This is a genomic window from Stenotrophomonas sp. As-7, assembly GCF_030291015.1.
Lineage (GTDB): Bacteria > Pseudomonadota > Gammaproteobacteria > Xanthomonadales > Xanthomonadaceae > Stenotrophomonas > Stenotrophomonas lactitubi.
The window spans coordinates 4,616,928-4,635,273 of record NZ_CP127405.1 but is presented as its reverse complement, the minus strand read 5'-3'; the positions used below and the strand labels follow the sequence as shown (position 1 = coordinate 4,635,273).

At 65.7% G+C, this 18,346-nt stretch carries 17 protein-coding genes; 13 read left to right on the top strand and 4 right to left on the bottom strand.

The genetic code is table 11. The features are described 5' to 3' along the window. Positions 1-139: 139 nt before the first annotated feature. The 3 genes from QP457_RS21150 to acs all read right to left on the bottom strand — a co-directional run bounded on the left by QP457_RS21150 (position 140) and on the right by acs (position 3,523). A complete protein-coding gene (locus tag QP457_RS21150; RefSeq protein ID WP_205404568.1) occupies positions 140-532 on the bottom strand; it encodes a hypothetical protein in 393 nt (130 codons plus the stop codon). Between the two features lie 260 nt (positions 533-792). After that, positions 793-1,458, bottom strand: coding sequence for a response regulator transcription factor (locus QP457_RS21145; RefSeq protein ID WP_006477308.1), 666 nt, complete (start codon positions 1,456-1,458; stop codon positions 793-795). A gap of 121 nt (positions 1,459-1,579) precedes the next feature. Beyond that, entirely contained in the window at positions 1,580-3,523 is a 1,944-nt protein-coding gene (gene acs, locus QP457_RS21140) for an acetate--CoA ligase (RefSeq protein WP_205404567.1), read from the bottom strand. A gap of 245 nt (positions 3,524-3,768) precedes the next feature. On the opposite strand from acs, the gene QP457_RS21135 reads away from it, so the two are divergent. The 4 genes from QP457_RS21135 to xth all read left to right on the top strand — a co-directional run bounded on the left by QP457_RS21135 (position 3,769) and on the right by xth (position 9,575). Next, positions 3,769-5,190 (top strand): DcaP family trimeric outer membrane transporter, encoded by a 1,422-nt coding sequence (locus tag QP457_RS21135; protein WP_205404566.1) that lies wholly within the window; start codon positions 3,769-3,771, stop codon positions 5,188-5,190. 111 nt (positions 5,191-5,301) lie between these two features. Beyond that, the gene (locus tag QP457_RS21130) at positions 5,302-6,957 is read left to right on the top strand and encodes an MFS transporter (RefSeq protein WP_205404565.1); all 1,656 of its coding nucleotides are present in this window, start codon (positions 5,302-5,304) and stop codon (positions 6,955-6,957) included. 270 nt (positions 6,958-7,227) lie between these two features. Continuing rightward, positions 7,228-8,634, top strand: a complete 1,407-nt coding sequence (locus QP457_RS21125) for a coniferyl aldehyde dehydrogenase (RefSeq protein ID WP_205404564.1) — start codon at positions 7,228-7,230, stop codon at positions 8,632-8,634. A 173-nt stretch (positions 8,635-8,807) separates the two neighbouring features. Continuing rightward, the gene (gene xth, locus QP457_RS21120; protein WP_205404563.1) at positions 8,808-9,575 is read left to right on the top strand and encodes an exodeoxyribonuclease III; all 768 of its coding nucleotides are present in this window, start codon (positions 8,808-8,810) and stop codon (positions 9,573-9,575) included. Between the two features lie 50 nt (positions 9,576-9,625). On the opposite strand, the gene QP457_RS21115 is transcribed toward xth, so the two are convergent. Beyond that, positions 9,626-9,877 carry a GlsB/YeaQ/YmgE family stress response membrane protein gene (locus QP457_RS21115; RefSeq protein ID WP_025878785.1) on the bottom strand — a complete coding sequence of 84 codons (252 nt, stop codon included), beginning with the start codon at positions 9,875-9,877 and terminating at the stop codon, positions 9,626-9,628. 84 nt (positions 9,878-9,961) lie between these two features. On the opposite strand from QP457_RS21115, the gene QP457_RS21110 reads away from it, so the two are divergent. The 9 genes from QP457_RS21110 to QP457_RS21070 all read left to right on the top strand — a co-directional run bounded on the left by QP457_RS21110 (position 9,962) and on the right by QP457_RS21070 (position 18,273). After that, positions 9,962-10,561: a 4'-phosphopantetheinyl transferase superfamily protein gene (locus QP457_RS21110; RefSeq protein ID WP_089237883.1), complete on the top strand. Its 600-nt coding sequence runs from the start codon at positions 9,962-9,964 to the stop codon at positions 10,559-10,561. 39 nt (positions 10,562-10,600) lie between these two features. Continuing rightward, positions 10,601-11,239 (top strand): 16S rRNA (guanine(527)-N(7))-methyltransferase RsmG, encoded by a 639-nt coding sequence (gene rsmG / locus QP457_RS21105; RefSeq protein WP_033832551.1) that lies wholly within the window; start codon positions 10,601-10,603, stop codon positions 11,237-11,239. Between the two features lie 112 nt (positions 11,240-11,351). Then, a complete protein-coding gene (locus QP457_RS21100) occupies positions 11,352-12,149 on the top strand; it encodes a ParA family protein (RefSeq protein WP_205404562.1) in 798 nt (265 codons plus the stop codon). Beyond that, complete coding sequence (locus QP457_RS21095; RefSeq protein WP_089237881.1) at positions 12,149-13,069, top strand: ParB/RepB/Spo0J family partition protein; 921 nt, start codon at positions 12,149-12,151, stop codon at positions 13,067-13,069. Before QP457_RS21100 ends, QP457_RS21095 begins: the two co-directional genes overlap by 1 nt. Before the next feature lie 144 nt (positions 13,070-13,213). Next, entirely contained in the window at positions 13,214-13,939 is a 726-nt protein-coding gene (locus QP457_RS21090) for a suppressor of fused domain protein (protein WP_205404561.1), read from the top strand. Between the two features lie 64 nt (positions 13,940-14,003). Then, on the top strand, positions 14,004-14,969 hold the full coding sequence (locus QP457_RS21085; RefSeq protein ID WP_205404560.1) for an NAD-dependent epimerase/dehydratase family protein: 966 nt from the start codon (positions 14,004-14,006) through the stop codon (positions 14,967-14,969). Positions 14,970-15,059: 90 nt separating this feature from the next. After that, entirely contained in the window at positions 15,060-15,782 is a 723-nt protein-coding gene (locus tag QP457_RS21080) for a glycosyltransferase family 2 protein (RefSeq protein WP_180164907.1), read from the top strand. Continuing rightward, positions 15,782-16,129 (top strand): lipid-A-disaccharide synthase N-terminal domain-containing protein, encoded by a 348-nt coding sequence (locus tag QP457_RS21075; protein WP_032973852.1) that lies wholly within the window; start codon positions 15,782-15,784, stop codon positions 16,127-16,129. The genes QP457_RS21080 and QP457_RS21075 overlap by 1 nt, the downstream gene beginning before the upstream one ends. A 371-nt stretch (positions 16,130-16,500) precedes the next feature. Next, the gene (locus tag QP457_RS21070; RefSeq protein WP_205404559.1) at positions 16,501-18,273 is read left to right on the top strand and encodes a DUF885 family protein; all 1,773 of its coding nucleotides are present in this window, start codon (positions 16,501-16,503) and stop codon (positions 18,271-18,273) included. Positions 18,274-18,346 lie beyond the last annotated feature (73 nt).

Here is an 18,346-nt window from a genome sequence, read left to right as displayed (position 1 = left end):
GCGAAACGCGCAGGCAGGGCTGGTTTTTATAGCGATGGCTATATCACCGGGAATGGTAGCGCCGGGCCATGCCCGGCGAGCGCAGTGGCGCACTGATAGTGCCAGCCGCTTGCCGGCAGAGCTTCAGCCCCCGTACCGACTACATCACGTGCATGCCGTACAGACTGGGCCCACCGAATACCGTGCTCTCACGATCAAGGTCGAAGGTGGCGGTCAGGTCGCATCGCTCGCCATCGGCGAACAGCTCCAGTTCCACCTGGACACCCGATGGGCGCTTGTATATGTGCGCCTGGGTGCGGATGTATTCATCGCTGGGAACATCAATCCGAAAGTGATTGGCAGGATCGGGCGGATCGGAGAAGTACTCGAGCGCTGCACGCCGAAAATCCTCCTTGCGATCAATGGGGAAGCCCGGCGGACTGGGGCCATCCGGACAGCCTTCGCGGAGGAAGGCAACCAGCATACGGATAGCTACCCGTTCTTCCGGTCGAAGCTGCGACTCATCCCTAGGTGTGTCGAGCGGAGTGTTCATTTCCGAGCCCAAGTCGCCATGCAGCGGCAGTATGCAATTGCAGTAGTGGCAGCCATAGAGCCAAAAGCGTCGTCTTGGACAGCAGAGAGGTCCGACACACATCGGGCGCACCGCCATACGCGTGGAACCAATCGCCGGGCATTGGCCATAATTCATGCGCTGGCGGGTGCCGCGGATACACCGTGCCAAGCAAGCTTGGCACCTACCAGAGCGGTTTCAGGCGGTGTCGAGAGATTGCCGGCCAGCGGCCGGCACTACCATCAATCTTCTTCCGGCGGCAGCACGATGGCGTCGTCGTCGATCGCCAGCTTGCCGGCCATCAGCACCGCCTGGGTGCGGTTGGTCACGCCCAGCTTGCGCAGGATCGCGGTGACGTGCGCCTTGATCGTTGCTTCGGAGACGTTGAGGTCGTAGGCGATCTGCTTGTTCAAGCGGCCCGCGCCGAGCATCTGCAGCACGCGGAACTGCTGCGGGGTCAGCTCGCGCAGACGCTGGCCGACTTCGCGTTCTTCGCTGCCGGTCGGCGGCACGTTGTGTGCTTCCGGCGGCGCCCAGGTCTCGCCATCGAGGATGGTGCCGAGCGCATGGCCGATCGTGTCCGAATCAGCGGACTTCGGAATGAAACCCAGTGCGCCGTGGTCGAGTGCGCGACGCATCACCGTGGCTTCTTCGCGTGCGGAGACCACCACCACCGGCAGGTGCGGATGCAGCGAGCGCATGTGCACCAGCGCGTTGAAGCCCTGTGCGCCGGGCATGTTGAGATCCATCAGGACCAAGTCGGCGTCGTTGTGCTGGTCGGCCAGCGCATACAACGCTTCCACGCTGTCGGCCTCGAACAGTTGAACGCCCGGAATGACCCGTTGCACGGCACCCCGCAGGGCTTCGCGGAACAACGGATGGTCATCGGCAATCAGGAGGGTGGTCATGGGTCGAGCTTATCGATCAGGAAAAAGGGCGGTGTGATGGCTGGCACAGGACGGGTTGAACATGGCCGGGTCCCTCCTCCCGGCCACGTTCGTGGCGCGTCCTGTGCCCGCGCTCACGTCATCAACGGACCTTGCGTTCGTCCACCAGCGAGGCCACGACCGACGGATCGGCCAGGGTCGAGGTGTCGCCCAGCTGGTCCGGCGCGTTCTCGGCGATCTTGCGCAGGATGCGGCGCATGATCTTGCCCGAACGGGTCTTCGGCAGGCCCGGCGCCCACTGCAGATGATCTGGCGTAGCGATCGGGCCGATTTCCTTGCGCACCCAGGCGACCAGTTCCTTCTGCAGTTCGTCGCTCGGCGCTTCCTCAGCCACCAGGGTGACGTAGGCATAGATGCCCTGGCCCTTCACGTCGTGCGGGAAGCCGACCACGGCGGCCTCGGCCACCTTCGGATGCGAGACCAGCGCGCTTTCCACTTCGGCGGTACCGATGCGGTGGCCGGACACGTTGATCACATCGTCCACGCGGCCGGTGATCCAGTAGTAGCCGTCTTCATCGCGGCGGCTGCCGTCACCGGTGAAGTAGCTGCCCGGATAGGTGCGGAAGTAGGTATCGATGAAGCGCTGGTGGTCGCCATACACCGTGCGCATCTGGCCCGGCCAGGAATCGCGGATGATCAGGTTGCCTTCGGTCGGGCCGTCCTTGATCTCGCCATCGGCGTTGACCAGGGCTGGCTGTACGCCGAAGAAGGGCAGGGTGGCCGAACCCGGTTTCAGATCCATCGCACCGGCCAGCGGCGAGATCAGGATGCCGCCGGTCTCGGTCTGCCACCAGGTATCGACGATCGGGCAACGGCTGTCGCCGACCACCTCGTAGTACCAGCGCCAGGCTTCCGGATTGATCGGTTCGCCGACGCTGCCAAGCAGGCGCAGCGACGCGCGCGAGGTCTTCTTCACCGGCTCCTCGCCTTCGCGCATCAACGCGCGGATGGCGGTGGGGGCGGTGTAGAAGATCGACACCTTGTGCTTGTCGATCACGTTCCAGAAGCGCGAGGTATCGGGGTAGTTCGGTACGCCCTCGAACATCAGCGAGGTCGCGCCATTGGCCAGCGGGCCGTACACGATGTAGCTGTGGCCGGTGACCCAGCCAACGTCGGCGGTGCACCAGTAGATGTCGTCCTCGCGCAGGTCGAACACCGCTTCATGGGTGTAGGCCGCGTACAGCAGGTAACCGGCGGTGGTGTGCAGCACGCCCTTCGGCTTGCCGGTCGAACCGGAGGTGTAGAGGATGAACAGCGGATCCTCGGCGTTCATCGGCTCCGGCTCGCAGCTGGCCGGCTGGCTGTCGACTACATCATGGAACCAGCGGTCGCGCGGGGCCTGCATGTCCACCGCGCCGCCGGTATGGCGCACCACCAGCACGGTTTCCACGGTATTGGTGCCGGGCAGCTTCAGCGCCGCATCGACGTTGGCCTTCAGCGGAATCTTCCGGCCACCACGCAGGCCTTCGTCGGCGGTGATGATCAGCTTGCTCTGGCAGTCGCTGACACGGTCGGCGATCGAGTTCGGTGCGAAGCCACCGAACACCACCGAGTGGATCGCGCCGATGCGTGCGCAGGCCAGCATGGCCACGGCAGCGTCGACGATCATCGGCAGGTAGATGGTGACCCGGTCGCCCTTCTTGACGCCGAGGTTGCGCAGCGCGTTGCCGAGACGGCAGGTGCGCTCGTACAGCTCGCGATAGGTCACGTGCTGGGCCGGCGAATCCGGGCTGTCCGGCTCGAACAGCAGGGCGGTCTTGTCGCCACGCTTTTCCAGCTGGCGGTCCAGGCAGTTCACGCTGGCGTTGAGCTCGCCATCTTCGAACCACTTGATGTGGAAGTCGGCCAGGTCGTAGCTGACGTTCTTGATCCTGGTCGGCTTGCGCGACCAGTCCAGCCGCTCGGCGGCCTTGCCCCAGAACGCATCCGGATCGGACACCGAGGCCTGGTACTGCTGTTCGTAAGAATTCTTGTCGATACGCGCCTTGGCGGCGAACTGCGGATCGACGGGGTAGAGATCAGCCATGGCACCCTCACTTGCACGTTGACTTTGTGTGTGCAGCCGCAGCATTGCAGCAGCCGTTCCCCCTCAGTTTGCCCCATCCACCCCCGGTCGCGTCACCACTTCGGTTAGACCTTGGTCGAAAGTCGGGCCCCTTCAGGCCCGGGTTCGACCAATGGCCAATAGCCGGTGCGTGCAAACGCCCCGCAGTCTCGGCTCGACCGTGCCCCACGCGCGGCATCACCTTGCCACTTGGGAGAGAGGGCAACATGAGCCACCGTACGTTGAAAGCCGTGCGCAAACCTTTGGCGGCCTGCTTGTTGGTCGCCCTGGTCGCACCGGGCATGGCGTTCGCCGAGACCGCCAAAGAGAAGGCACTGGAAGCACGCGTTGCCGAACTGGAGCGGCAGGTACAGGCGCTGCTGTCGTCACAGCAGCAGCAACAGACCCAGATCGTGCAGACCCAGCAGGCGGTCACCGACGTCCGCACGCTGCAGGCCGAACAGAAGCCGGCGGTGCCTGCGGGCAAGCAGCCGATCCAGGTCACCACTATCACCCCCGGTGCGGCGCCGGGCACCACGGTCAAGATCGGCGGCTTCATCAAGGCCGATTTCCTGGCCACCCAGACCAGCGATGGCCAGCTGGCCGACGATGCCACCGGCCGCGCGCTGTACCTGCCCGGGCAGACCCCGGTGGAAGGTGCCGGCGGCAGCGGCAAGCGCTCGGACGTGGACTACAACGCTCACGCCAAGTTCTCGCGCTTCAACCTGGGCATCGACAACGTCAGCGAGTCGGGCAACAAGGCCGGCGCGTTCTTCGAGATGGATTTCTTCGGCAATTCGCTGGGCAACCAGACTGCCACCAACACCTATGGCGTGACCCTGCGCCATGCGTACATGTACTGGAACAACTGGATGGCCGGCCAGACCTGGTCGAACTTCATGGATGCGGCGTCGCTGCCGGAAGCGGTCGACTTCGTCGGCCCCACCGACGGTGTGATCTTCGTGCGCCAGGCCCAGGTTCGCTACACCAAGGGCGGCTTCAGCGTCGCGCTGGAGAATCCGGAAACCACCACCCTCACCGGCACGCGCAATCCGGTCACCGGCGCCTGGACCAACGCCAGCGCCAACTCCGATCGCGGCAGCCTGCCGGACCTGACCCTGCGTTACGGCTGGAAGGGAGACTGGGGCACCTTCGGTGTGGGCGGCATCGTCCGTCAGCTGAAGGTCGACAACCAGACCACCGGTGCCAAGGCTGACAAGGTGGCCGGTGGCCTCACCCTGGGCGGCAAGTGGGTGATGGGTGACAGCGATTCGCTGCACTACCAGCTCACCGGTGGCGAGGGCATCGCCCGCTACATCGGCCTCGGCATCACCGCCGATTCGGCCTATGACGTGGCGCGCGACGAACTCAACCCGACCGGTGTGATCGCCGGCTACGTCGGCTGGCGCCATGCGTTCTCGCCGAAGCTGCGCACCAACCTGATCTACGCGCGCAGCGACTACGACAACGACAGCATCCTCGGCCCGCTGGTGACCAAGAGCGTGCAGAGCATCCGCGGCAACATCTTCTATTCGCCGCTGCCCAAGGTCGATGTTGGTGCCGAGCTGATGTACGGCAAGCGCGAGATCGAGAACGGCAACAAGGGCGACATCACCCGTCTGCAGTTCACTACGAAATACAGCTTCTGATCGAGTGCCGACCAACGGTCGGCACCTGCCGAGATTGAGTGCCGACCATGGTCGGTATCTACCTAGACTGCGTGCCGACCAAGGTTGGCACCTACAGAGGGAAAGCGTCCCATGTCCACAACACCCGCACCGGCGAAAGCCCAACTTACCCAGGGACACAAGAAGGTCATCTTCGCGTCCAGCCTGGGCACCGTTTTCGAGTGGTACGACTTCTTCCTGTATGGCTCGCTTGCGGCGATCATCGCCAAGCAGTTCTTCAGCGGCGTCAATGAAACCACGGGCATGATCTTCGCCCTGCTGGCCTTCGCGGCCGGCTTCTTCGTGCGACCGTTCGGCGCGGCCTTCTTCGGCAGCCTCGGCGACCGTATCGGCCGCAAGTACACCTTCCTGGTCACCATCCTGATCATGGGCATCTCGACCTTCCTGGTCGGTGTGCTGCCCAACTACGCCTCGATCGGCTTCGCCGCGCCGGTGATCCTGATCATCCTGCGCCTGGCCCAGGGCCTGGCGATGGGCGGCGAGTACGGTGGTGCGGCGACCTATGTAGCCGAACACGCACCGGACGACAAGCGTGGCCTGTACACCAGCTTCATCCAGTGCACGGCCACCCTTGGCCTGTTCATGTCGCTGCTGATCATCCTGGCCTGCCGCTATTTCCTCGGCAACGAAGCCTTCGAAGCCTGGGGCTGGCGCATTCCGTTCCTGGTCTCGATCGTGCTGCTGGGCGTGTCGGTGTGGATCCGCCTGCAGCTGAGCGAGTCGCCGCTGTTCCAGCAGATGAAGTCGGAAGGCAAGGGTTCCAAGACGCCGTTCCGTGACAGCCTGAAGGGCGGCAACCTGAAGCTGATGCTGCTGGTGCTGCTCGGTGCTGCCGCAGGCCAGGCGGTGGTCTGGTATGGCGGCCAGTTCTACGCGCTGTTCTTCCTCAGCAGCATGCTGAAGGTCGATGCCACCACCTCCTACCTGCTGATCGCCGCCGCGCTTGCACTGGGCGTGCCGTTCTTCATCTTCTTCGGCTGGCTGTCCGACCGAATCGGCCGCAAGAAGATCATCCTCGCCGGCTGCCTGCTGGCCGCCGTCACCTACATCCCGATCTTCAAGGGCCTGACCCACTTCGCCAATCCGGCCATCGAAGAAGCCCGCAGCAGCTCGCCGGCGCTCGTGGTTGCCGATCCGAACACCTGCTCGTTCCAGTTCGATCCGGTTGGCCTGCGCAAGTTCACCAGCTCCTGTGACGTGGCTACCGCTGCGCTGACCAAGGCCGGTGTGCCGTATGACGTGCAGCCGGCCGCTGCTGGCTCGCTGGCGATGGTCAACGTGGGCAGTGCCAGCGTCATCTCGTATGAAGCCGCCGGCCTGACCAAGGAAGAAGGCAAGGCCAAGGCCGATGCGTTCGGTGCCGAGCTGAAGACCGCGCTGAGCACCGCCGGCTACCCGGCCAAGGCAGACGGCGCACGCATCAACTACGCCGGCACAATCCTGATGCTGTGGCTGCTGGTGCTGTACGTGACCATGGTCTACGGCCCGATCGCCGCCTATCTGGTCGAACTGTTCCCGACCCGCATCCGCTACACCTCGATGTCGCTGCCGTACCACATCGGCAACGGCTGGTTCGGTGGCTTCCTGCCGGCGATCTCGTTCGCGCTGGTGGCCGGTACCGGCAACCTGTACTACGGCCTGTGGTATCCGATCATCATCGCGCTGATGTCGGTGGTGATTGGCGGCCTGTTCCTGCGCGAGACGAAGAACGTGGATATCACCAAGTAAGAATGATGTTCATTGGATGAAGGAGAGGCCGTGGTGCAGACCACGGCCTTTTCGTTTCCCTGTAGCGCCGAGCCATGCTCGGCGACCGCGCAACGCGCGGCACAAAACTCCGCAGACGCGAACAGACAGCGCTCAATGCCGCCATCGCGGTTGACAAGCATCCGAAGCCGCACGCCCTCGCGCGCCCGGGGTCAGATCCCTTTCGCACGCGAAAGGGATCTGACCCCATCGAGACCGCCGCCTCACGTGCGCACGCCGTATAGTCGCGGAATGAGCATCTCAGCCGCCGACCTCCCCGCCATCCTGCACACCCTGCGCAGTGCCTGGCAGTCGCAGCGCCCCTCGCTCGACCAGCGCGAAGCCGATCTGCGTCGCCTGCGCGCGGCGCTGAAGGAACGCATGGACGAAATGGCTGCGGCCATTGCCGAGGACTTCGGCCACCGCGCCCACGTTGAATCGAAACTGGCCGATGGCATGAGCGTGCTGTCGGCCATCGATCACCTGCGCCGCCACCTGCGGCGCTGGTCGAAGCCGCGTCATGCGTCTGCCGGCTGGAAGCTATGGCCAGCCCGCGCGCAGCTGCGGCCGACGCCGCTGGGTGTGGTCGGGGTGATCTCGCCGTGGAACTATCCGGTCACGTTGGCGTTGGTGCCGCTGGCCACCGCGATTGCCGCTGGCAACCATGTGCTGCTGAAGCCTTCCGAGCACACACCGCGCACCAGCGCTTTCCTGGCCGATCTGCTGGCCAGCGTGTTCCCGTCCGATCGCGTGGCGGTGGTGCAGGGCGGGGCCGATGTTGCAGCGGCAGTGTCCGCGCTGCCGCTGGATCATCTCGTGTTCACCGGTTCCACCGCGGTCGGCCGCAAGGTGATGGCGGCGGCGGCGGAACATCTGGTGCCGCTCACGCTGGAGCTGGGCGGCAAGTCACCTGCCATCGTCTGCCGCGATTTCCCGCTGGAAAAAGCCGCCGCGCGGCTGGCCACCGGCAAGTGGTTCAACGCCGGCCAGACCTGCATCGCCCCGGACTACGTGCTGATCGACACCGCGCGCCAGCGTGAGTTCGTGCAGGCCCTGCAGCAGCAGGTGCGCGAGCGCTACGGCGATTTCAGCGATGCCGGCGACTACACCCGCATCATCAACGACGGCCAGTACCGGCGCCTGCAGGGCTATCTGGCGCAGGCGCGCGAACGCGGTGTGCCGGTGATTCCGTTGGCGCAGGTGGATGAGGCGCGCGCTGATCGCGAGCGGCTGCTGGTGCCGACGGTGGTGCTGGACCCGCCGGACGATCTGGATCTGATGCGCGAGGAGATCTTCGGCCCGATCCTGCCGGTGCGCGCCTATCCGGACCTGGATGCGGCGCTGGCCAACATCGTGTCCCGCGACCGGCCGCTGGCGCTGTATCCCTTCAGCCATGACACGACCACGGTGGAGCGCATCCTCGGCCAGGTGGTGGCGGGCGGGGTGACGGTGAATGACACGCTGCTGCACTTCGCCGCCGATGGCTTGCCCTTTGGTGGGGTGGGCGCCAGTGGCATGGGTGCGTATCACGGACAGGCCGGGTTCGATGCCATGAGCAAGCTACTGCCGGTGTTGTGGCAGTCGCGCTGGGCGGCCAGTGACCGGCTGCGGCCACCGTATTCGAAGATTGCGGGGTTGTTGAGGTTGCTGCTGCGGTGAAGCCACGCATGGCGTGGCTCTACTGACGGGACCGGGTTCTGCTACGTGCCAACCTTGGTTGGCACACGTGGACCCCAAGCGCCGACCAAGGTCGGCCTCTACCGGGACATACGGGCCCCCCAGCGCCAACCAAGGTTGGCGTCTACCAAAGCTGGGCCGGGTAGAATGCCCGCATGAAGATCGCCTCGTGGAACGTCAATTCGCTCAATGTCCGCCTGCCGCACCTGGAGCAGTGGCTCAAGGACTTCGGTCCGGACATCGTCGGCATCCAGGAAACCAAGCTGGAGGACCACAAGTTCCCGGACTCGGCGTTGATCGCCGCCGGTTACCGCAGCGTGTTCGCCGGCCAGAAGACCTATAACGGCGTGGCGCTGGTGTCGCGCGAGCCGGCGCAGGACGTGCAGATCGGCATTCCCGGCTTCGAGGACGAGCAGAAGCGGGTCATCGCCGGCACCTTCGGCGACCTGCGGGTGATCAACCTGTATGTGGTCAACGGCCAGGACATCGGCACCGACAAGTACGAGTACAAGCTGCGCTGGCTGGAGGCGGTGCACGCGTGGATCGCCGAAGAACTGCAGCGGCATCCGAAGCTGATCGTGATGGGCGACTTCAACATCGCCCCCGATGCGCGCGACGTGCACGACCCCGAGGTCTGGAACGAGAACCACATCCTCACCTCGACCGCCGAGCGCGGCGCGCTGACCAAACTGCTGCAGCTGGGACTGCACGATGGCTTCCGCCTGCACAACGACGAGGCCGGCACGTTCAGCTGGTGGGATTACCGCGCAGCGGGTTTCCGCCGCAACCTCGGCCTGCGCATCGACCTGAATCTGGTCTCCGATGCACTGAAGGGGAATGTGGTGGCCTCGGGCATCGACCGCGAGCCGCGCACCTGGGAACGTCCCAGCGACCATGCACCGGCGTGGGTGCAGCTGGGCTGAAACAACGAGGCCCGGCGATGGCCGGGCCCGTGTTCAAGCAGTATTCCGCGTCAGCGTATGCTCTTGCGGGTGAACAGGTTGACGATCGCCAGCAGGATCACCGCGCCGATCAGCGAGAACAGGAACGTGCGCAGGGTGATCGCTTCGTTGATGCCGCCGCCGAACAGCCAGCCGGAAATCAATGCGCCAACGATGCCCACCACGATGTTGAGGATGATGCCCTGCTGGCCATCGCGCTTCATGATGATGCTTGCCAGCCAGCCGACGATGCCGCCGACGATCAGCCAGATGATGATGCCCATGATCGACTCTCCGGTGGATAACCGTGTCCAGTTGACGCGCAGTGCCGTGAACCCGCTGTGCAATCCCGTGACGGCCGCGTGCGCATGAGCCTGCCAGCCACCCTCGACGGCCCCTGGCGGTTTGGTCCGGTCACCGTCTGGCGCTGCCCGCACGTGCCCGGTCAGCGCGGTGAGCCGCAGGCCCGGCAGGTACTGGCACAGGCCCTGGGCGGCGAGCCGGATGCGCTGCCGCTGCTGCGCGATGACAAGGGCCGGCCCGAGCTGAGCGGCGCGCTGGCCCACTACGGCACCGGCTGGAGCCACAGCGGCGAGGTGCTGCTGGTGGCGCTGGGCGAAGGCGTGCGGTTGGGCGTGGACCTGGAACTGCTGCGGCCGCGCCCTCGCATGCTGGAAATCATCCAGCGCTTCTTCCATCCCGACGAAGTGGTCTGGCTGCAGGGCCTGGACGAGGCCGACCGCGAGCATTGGTTCTTCCGCGTGTGGTGCGCCAAGGAAGCCATGCTGAAGGCGCACGGGCAGGGCATTTCCTTTGGCCTGCACCGCCTGCAGCTGGCCCCGGCCGCCGATGGCGCGCTGCACCTGCGCTGGTGCGACCCGGAACTGGGCGAGGCGGCGCGCTGGCACCTGCACGAGTGGCAGGCCAGTGGCCAGTTCCGCGCCGCATTGGCCTGGTATCCGCAGTGAATCGCCGAATCTGCAGTGAAAACCGGCGATAATGTCGGCATGAGCGAACACGATCTTCCCGCCGGCGTAGCGACCACGCTGCAGCAGGGCCTGGCCAGCATGGGCCTGGCTGCCGAGCTGGCCCCGCCGCTGCTGCGCTACCTGGCGTTGCTGCACCGCTGGAACGGCACCTACAACCTCACCGCCATCCGCGATCCGCAGGAAATGGTCACCCGCCATCTGCTTGATTCGCTGGCGATGCAGCCGTTCGTGGCCGATGGCAGCCTGGCCGACCTCGGTACCGGCCCCGGGTTGCCGGGCATCCCGCTGGCGATCGCCTGCCCGGGCCTGCAGGTCACCCTGGTGGAAAGCAACGGCAAGAAGGCCCGCTTCATGCGCGAGGCCGTGCGCCAGCTGGGCCTGGGCAATGCCCGCGTGGCCGAGTCGCGCGCCGAAGCGCTGGCCGAGCCGGGCAGCTACGATCAGCTGACCGCGCGCGCGATGGACACCTTGGCCGGCATCGTCCGCGTCGGTGGCCACCTGCTGCGACCCGGTGGCGTGCTGCTGGCCATGAAGGGCGTCTACCCACATGAAGAGATCGCAGCGCTGCCGGCCGGTTGGCAGGTGCGCGAGGTGGTCCCGCTGAGCGTGCCCGGCCTGGCCGGCGAACGCCATCTGGTCACCGTCACAGGCCCCTGAACCCCGCCGCCAGCCCCTTGTGGAACAGGCGGTTGGCGATCCACGATTTCCGCACGGGCCCGGTTGTACGCATAATGACCGGTCCCAGCACACGTCGACGAGGCACACCCGCATGGCCCGCATCATCGCCATCGCCAACCAGAAGGGTGGCGTCGGCAAGACCACGACCGCCGTCAACCTGGCCGCTTCCCTGGCCAACGCACCCAAGCGCGTGCTGTTGGTCGACCTGGATTCCCAGGGCAACGCGACCATGGGCAGTGGCGTGGACAAGCGCGAGCTGGTCTCCTCCACCTACGATCTGCTGCTGGGCGAGTCCAGCGCTGCCGACGTGCGCGTGCAGACCGCCGAAGGCTACGACCTGTTGCCGGGCAACATCGACCTGACCGCGGCCGAGATCCAGCTGATGGCGCAGAGCGAGCGCGAGCAGCGCCTGAAGCGCGCGCTGGCGCCGATCCGCGACGAGTACGACTACATCCTGATCGACTGCCCGCCGGCACTTTCGCTGCTGACCTTGAACGCCCTGGCCGCCGCCGATTCGGTGATCGTGCCGATGCAGTGCGAGTACTACGCGCTGGAAGGCCTGAGCGCGCTGGTGGAAACCATCGAAGCGCTGCGCGCCAACCTCAACCCGGCGCTGGAGATCGAAGGCGTGCTGCGCACCATGTTCGATGTGCGCAACAACCTGGCCAATGCCGTGTCGGCCGAGCTCACCGAGCATTTCGGTGACCGCGTGTTCCGCACCATCGTGCCGCGCAACGTGCGCCTGGCCGAGGCGCCCAGCCATGGCCAGAGCATCGTCGGCTACGATCGTACTTCGCGTGGCGGCGTGGCCTACCTCGGCCTGGCCGGCGAGATCATCCGCCGCAACAACGAACGCAACAAGGCCATCAAGGCCGTGGAGACCGTCTGATGACCAGCAAGCCTGCCGCCAAGAAGCGTGGCCTCGGCCGCGGCCTGGACGCCCTGCTGGGGCCCAAGGGCGCGGTCAGCCAGGTGCAGGCCAGCACGGCGGTGATCGAGCCGCTGCCCGGTGAAGTGCTGCGCAAGCTGCCGGTAGGCCAGCTGCAGCCGGGCAAGTACCAGCCGCGTCGCGAGATGGACCAGGGCAAGCTGTCCGAACTGGCCGACTCGATCAAGTCGCAGGGCGTGATCCAGCCGATCCTGGTGCGCCAGCTGCCGGCAGGCAACTTCGAAATCGTCGCCGGTGAACGTCGCTGGCGCGCCTCGCAGCTGGCCGGCCTGGACGAAGTGCCGGTGGTGGTGCGCGAGCTGGAAGACCGCACCGTCATCGCGATGGCGCTGATCGAGAACATCCAGCGCGAAGACCTCAACCCGCTGGAAGAAGCCGAAGCACTGCAGCGCCTCATCAGCGAATTCACCCTGACCCATGCCGAGGCCGCCGAGGCCGTCGGCCGCTCGCGCGCGGCGGTGTCCAACCTGCTGCGCCTGCTGGAGCTGCCGATCGCCATCCGCCTGCTGCTGGAAACGCGCCGGCTGGAGATGGGGCACGCCCGCGCGCTGCTGACCCTGGCCCCGGAACTGGCCAGCAAGCTGGCCCAGGAAGCGGCCGATGAGGGCTGGTCGGTGCGCGAGGTTGAGCGTCGTGCGCAGGCGTTCGCCGCCGGCAAGGTGCCGAGCAACCGTCCGCAGCCGGTGGCCAAGGTGCAGCAGGCCGATATCGCCTCGCTGGAGACCGAGCTGTCCGAAGTGCTGGGCACCTCCGTTGCGATCAACCATGGCCGCGGTGGCAAGGGCAAGCTGATCATCCATTACGCCAACCTGGACACGCTCGATGGCGTGCTGGAGCGGCTGCGCACGCGCCAGGGCTGACCCCGGCGCAGTTTCATGGGAGTACGGCCTGTTCCTGCCGTGCTCCGTCGATTGCAGGGAACGCACCGCCGCGCGTGCCGGAGGTCGTATCGTCCACTCGCGGGTGGGCCCGCTCCGCCCCGTGGCTCATCCAGGGAGCAGGACATGGCCATTGAAGTAGACGACGTCAGCCCGGGCGGCAGCCCGATCCTCGTGCACAGCCGCGAGAAGGACTTCACCCCGGCCCACGGCGAAGAACACATCGAGGCGATCAGCGCGTACATCGAGCGCCATCTGGGACCGATCTCCGGCGTCTTCCACGAAATCATCTCCGATATCGTGCACATCGACGTGCACGTCGTGCCGGCTACCGATGAATGTCCGTACCTGCGCCTGGTGACCTCGGGCATGAGTGATCTGCCGATGTCCGTGCCCGAGGAGGTGGACGCCCCCCGGCACATGGAACTGATGGTGACCCTGCCGGCCGACTGGCCGATCAGCGATGACGCCTTCAAGGACGAGCGCAACTACTGGCCGGTGCGCTTGCTGAAGACCCTGGCGCGGTTGCCGCACGAGTACGACACCTGGCTGGGTTTCGGCCACACCATTCCCAACGGCCATCCGTCCGAGCCCTATGCACCGGGCGTGGGATTCGATGGCGCCATCGTGCTGCCGCCGGTCACCACCCCGGACGACTTCGGCACGTTGGCGCTGGAAGACGGCACCACCATTGAGTTCATGGCGATCGTGCCGCTGTACCCGGAAGAGATGGACCTGAAGCTGAAGAAGGATTCGGAAACCCTGCTGGACCGCTTCGATGCGAAGAACATCCAGGATGTCATCCAGCCGGGGCGCACCAATGTGGCCAAGAAGCGTTTCGGCCTGTTCTAGGCCCTGCGCGTACCATCAGACTCTGTAACCGTTGAATCGACCGCTGAATTCCAGGCCCACCGCAATGACCATCCTGCTTACCGGCGCAGCCGGCTTCATCGGCGCCTACACCGCGCGTGCCCTGCTTGATGCGGGCCGGTCCGTGGTCGGCCTGGACAACTTCAACGATTACTACGACCCGCAGATCAAGCGTGACCGCGTGGCCGCGCTGTGCCCGACGCTGGACCTGCGCACCCTGGACCTGACCGACCGCGACGGACTGGCCGCACTGTTCGACGAAATACAGCCGACGGCGGTGATCCACCTGGCCGCGCAGGCCGGCGTGCGCTATTCGCTGGAAAACCCGCACGCCTACGTCGACAGCAACCTGGTCGGCTTCGTCAACATGCTCGAGCTGTGCCGCCACCGTGGCGTGCAGCACCTGGTGTATGCGTCCAGCAGCTCGGTGTACGGCGATTCGGCTACGCCGCCGTTTTCCGAAGACCAGCGCGTGGACCAGCCGCGCTCGCTGTACGCCGCAACCAAGGCCGCCAATGAACTGATGGCCTACACCTACGCGCAGCTGTATGGCCTGCATGCCACCGGCCTGCGCTTCTTCACCGTGTACGGCCCGTGGGGTCGGCCGGACATGGCACCGCTGCTGTTCTCGCGCGCGGTGCTGGCCGGTCGTTCCATCGATGTGTTCAACGAAGGCCGCATGCAGCGCGACTTCACACATGTCTCCGACATCGTGGCCGGTATTCTCGGCGCCCTCGCGCACCCGGCTGATGGTCCGGTGCCGCACCGGGTGTTCAACCTCGGCAACCACACGCCGGTCGAGCTGGAGCGCTTCATCGGCGTGATCGAGCAGGCCGCCGGTCGCCCCGCGCAGAAGGTCTACAAGCCGATGCAGCCGGGCGACATGGTGCGCACGATGGCCGATACCCGGCGCGCACATGACGCATTTGGCTACGAACCGGCCATGCCCATCGAACAGGGCCTGCCACCGGTGGTGCAGTGGTGCCGCGAGTATTTTGCTGATCGCGCGTGAGAACGCATCCTCACACTGCCGGATTCATCTTCGGATAACCTCGGCGTCGGAAAATGCGCGGTCTTTGTCCCTCCTTGGCCGAGTCCCCCCATGAGCCAACCCGAGCTGTCCGTCGTCGTCCCAGTATTCAACGAGCGCGACAACGTCGCGCCCCTGGTGGCCGAAATCACCGCTGCACTGCGCGGCCGGCTGCCGTTCGAGATCGTCTACATCGACGATCATTCGCGCGATGACACCCTGGCCGTGCTGCAGGGCCTGAAGGCCACCACGCCGGAACTGCGGGTGCTGCACCACGTTTCGCAGAGCGGGCAGAGCACCGCGGTACGTACCGGCGTCAAGCATGCGCGTGCACCGTGGATCGCCACCCTCGACGGTGATGGCCAGAACGATCCGGCCGACATCCCCAAGCTGCTGCAGGCCCGCGGTGCCGCCGATGCCCAGGTGAAGCTGTTCGCCGGCTGGCGCGTCAACCGCCAGGACAGCGGCAGCAAGCGCTGGGCCAGCAAGTGGGCCAACGCCATCCGCGCGCGCATGCTGCGCGATGACACCCCCGATACCGGCTGCGGCATCAAACTGTTCGAGCGCAATGCCTTCCTCGATCTGCCGTACTTCGATCACATGCATCGCTACCTGCCGGCGCTGATGCAGCGTGCCGGCTGGAAGACCGTCAGCGTGCCGGTCAACCATCGCCACCGCACTGCAGGCGTGTCCAAGTACAACAATCTCGGCCGCGCGCTGGTCGGCATCCGCGACCTGCGCGGCGTGGCCTGGCTGATCACCCGCAGCAAGCGCACCGCGGTGGAAGAGCGATGATGGGCCTGGCGCTGCACTGGCTGGACCAGCCGCTGACCTGGTTGTACTGGACCGGCCTACATGTGACCGGTTGGAAGCTGATCGGCTACACCGGTGCGTTGATGTTTGGCGGCCGCTGGCTGGTCCAGTTCGTTGCTTCCAAGCGCGCCGGCAAGCCGGTGATCCCGCGCCTGTTCTGGTACATGAGCGTGGTCGGCAGCCTGATGACGCTGAGCTACTTCCTGTTCTCGGCCAAGCAGGACTCGGTGGGCGTGCTGCAGAACCTGTTCCCGGCGTTCACCGCGTTGTACAGCCTGCAGCTGGACATCAAGCACCGCGGCTGGAAGCGGGACAAGGCCAGCCACTGAAGCGTTGGTAGATGCCGACCTTGGTCGGCACTGGGTTTTAGGGGGCCAACCAAGGTTGGCCACTACCAGAGCGGCAATGCTGGCGCCTCGGTGCTCCGGTAGACGCCGACCTTGGTCGGCGCAGGTGTGCCCAGCGCCAGGGGCATCCACGCATGGCGTGGATCTACTGAGGCCGGGCTCTGTTCCATGCCATGCGAGGCGTGGATTTTTCCACGCATCGAGCGCAAGAGCAGCCGACCAGCCTTCGGCGCTGGGGTCCCGGCCTGCGGCCGTTCCCGGTCCTGCCTGCGTTGCAGGCAGGACCTTCGTCCCATGCCATGCGCGGTGCGGGGTGCCATGATCGGGGTCTGCCTTCCCGGGAACCTGTGCTCGTGAAAACCCGTCTTGCCGTAGCCCTGCTGATCGCTCTGTCTGCCCCTGCCGTGGCCCTGGCCGCCCCGCCCACCGCCACCGCGCCGGCCAGCGTGGCCACTGAATCGCCCGCCGATGCCGCCTTCCGCGCGCTGTACGAAAAGGAATGGAAGTGGCGCCAGGACGGCGGTGGCGAGGCCAGCGAGGACGAAGACGCCCCGGCCAACGCCACCCGCATGCCCGACGTCGGTGCGGCCGCGCAGCAGGCACGCCTGAAGGTATGGGACGAAACCCTGGCCGCGCTGAAGAAGATCGACCCGAAGACCCTGTCGCCCGACAACCAGGTCAACTACGCGATCTACCGCGACCAGGTGTTCAACCTGGCCGAAGAAGTACGCCTGCGCGGCTACGAGATGCCGTTCAACGCCGACTCCTCGTTCTGGTCCAATCTGTCCTTCATGGCCCGGCGCGAGATGAAGACCGTGCAGGACTACCAGAACTACATCGCGCGCCTGAATGATGTGCCGCGCTACTTCGACCAGCAGACCGAAAACATGCGCGCCGGCCTGAAGCGCGGCTTCAGCGTGCCGCGTGCGGTGCTCGATGGCCGCGAGGTGTCCATCGCCACCGTCGCCGAACTGAAGGATCCAACCGAATCGCCGTTGTACGCGCCGTTCAAGAAGCTGCCCAACACCGTCCCGGCTGCCGAGCAGGCCAAGCTGCAGGCACAGGCCCGCGCGGCGATCAGCGGCAAGGTGGTGCCGGCGTTCCAGCAGCTGCGCACGTTCTTCGTCAACGAATACGTTCCGCAGGCGCGTACCACCCTCGCCGCCGAAGCGATGCCCGGCGGCAAGGCGTACTACAAGCAGCAGATCCACGAATACACCACGCTGGACCTGTCGCCGGACGAGATCCACCGCATCGGCCTGGATGAAGTGGCACGCATCCAGAAGGAAATGAACGACATCATCAAGCAGGTGAAGTTCAAGGGCAGCTTTGCCGAGTTCCTGACCTTCCTGCGTACCGACCCGCAGTTCTATGCCAAGACGCCGGAAGAACTGCTGTCGCGTGCCGCATGGATCTCCAAGCGGGCCGATGGCCAGCTCGGCAAGTACATGACATTGCCGCGTGCGCGCTTCACCATCGTGCCGGTGCCGCCGGACATCGCGCCGTTCTGGACCGCCGGCCGGGGTGGCATGGGCACCTATTGGCTCAACACCTACAACCTGCCGTCGCGCCCGCTGTACAACCTGCCGGCGCTGACCCTGCACGAATCCGATCCGGGCCATGCACTGCAGGGTGCCATCGCCGCCGAGCAGAAGAACCTGCCGGAGTTCCGCCGCAATGCCTACATCTCCGCCTATGGCGAAGGCTGGGCGCTGTACTGCGAGAAGCTGGGCGTGGAAATGGGCATCTACGAAACCCCGTACGAGGATTTCGGTCGCCTGACCTACGAGATGTGGCGCGCCACGCGCCTGGTGATCGACACCGGCGTGCACAGCAAGGGCTGGAGCCGCGAGCAGGCGCTGGCCTACCTGCGTGACCACACGGCGCTGAGCGAGCACGAAGTGACCACCGAAGTGGACCGCTACATTTCCTGGCCGGGCCAGGCGTTGAGCTACAAGCTCGGCGAGATCGCCATCGTGCGCCTGCGTGCGCAGGCGGAGAAGGAGCTGGGTGACAAGTTCGACATCAAAGGCTTCCACGACACGCTGCTGAAGCAGGGCTCGGTGCCGTTGCCGGTACTGGAACAGCAGATCCAGGCGTACATCGCCGAACGCAAGAAGGCCTGACCGCCGTGTGGTCGGGTCGGAGCCCCGACGGTGGCGGGGGTCCGACCCGGGCGCGGGGTCGGATCCCTTTCCC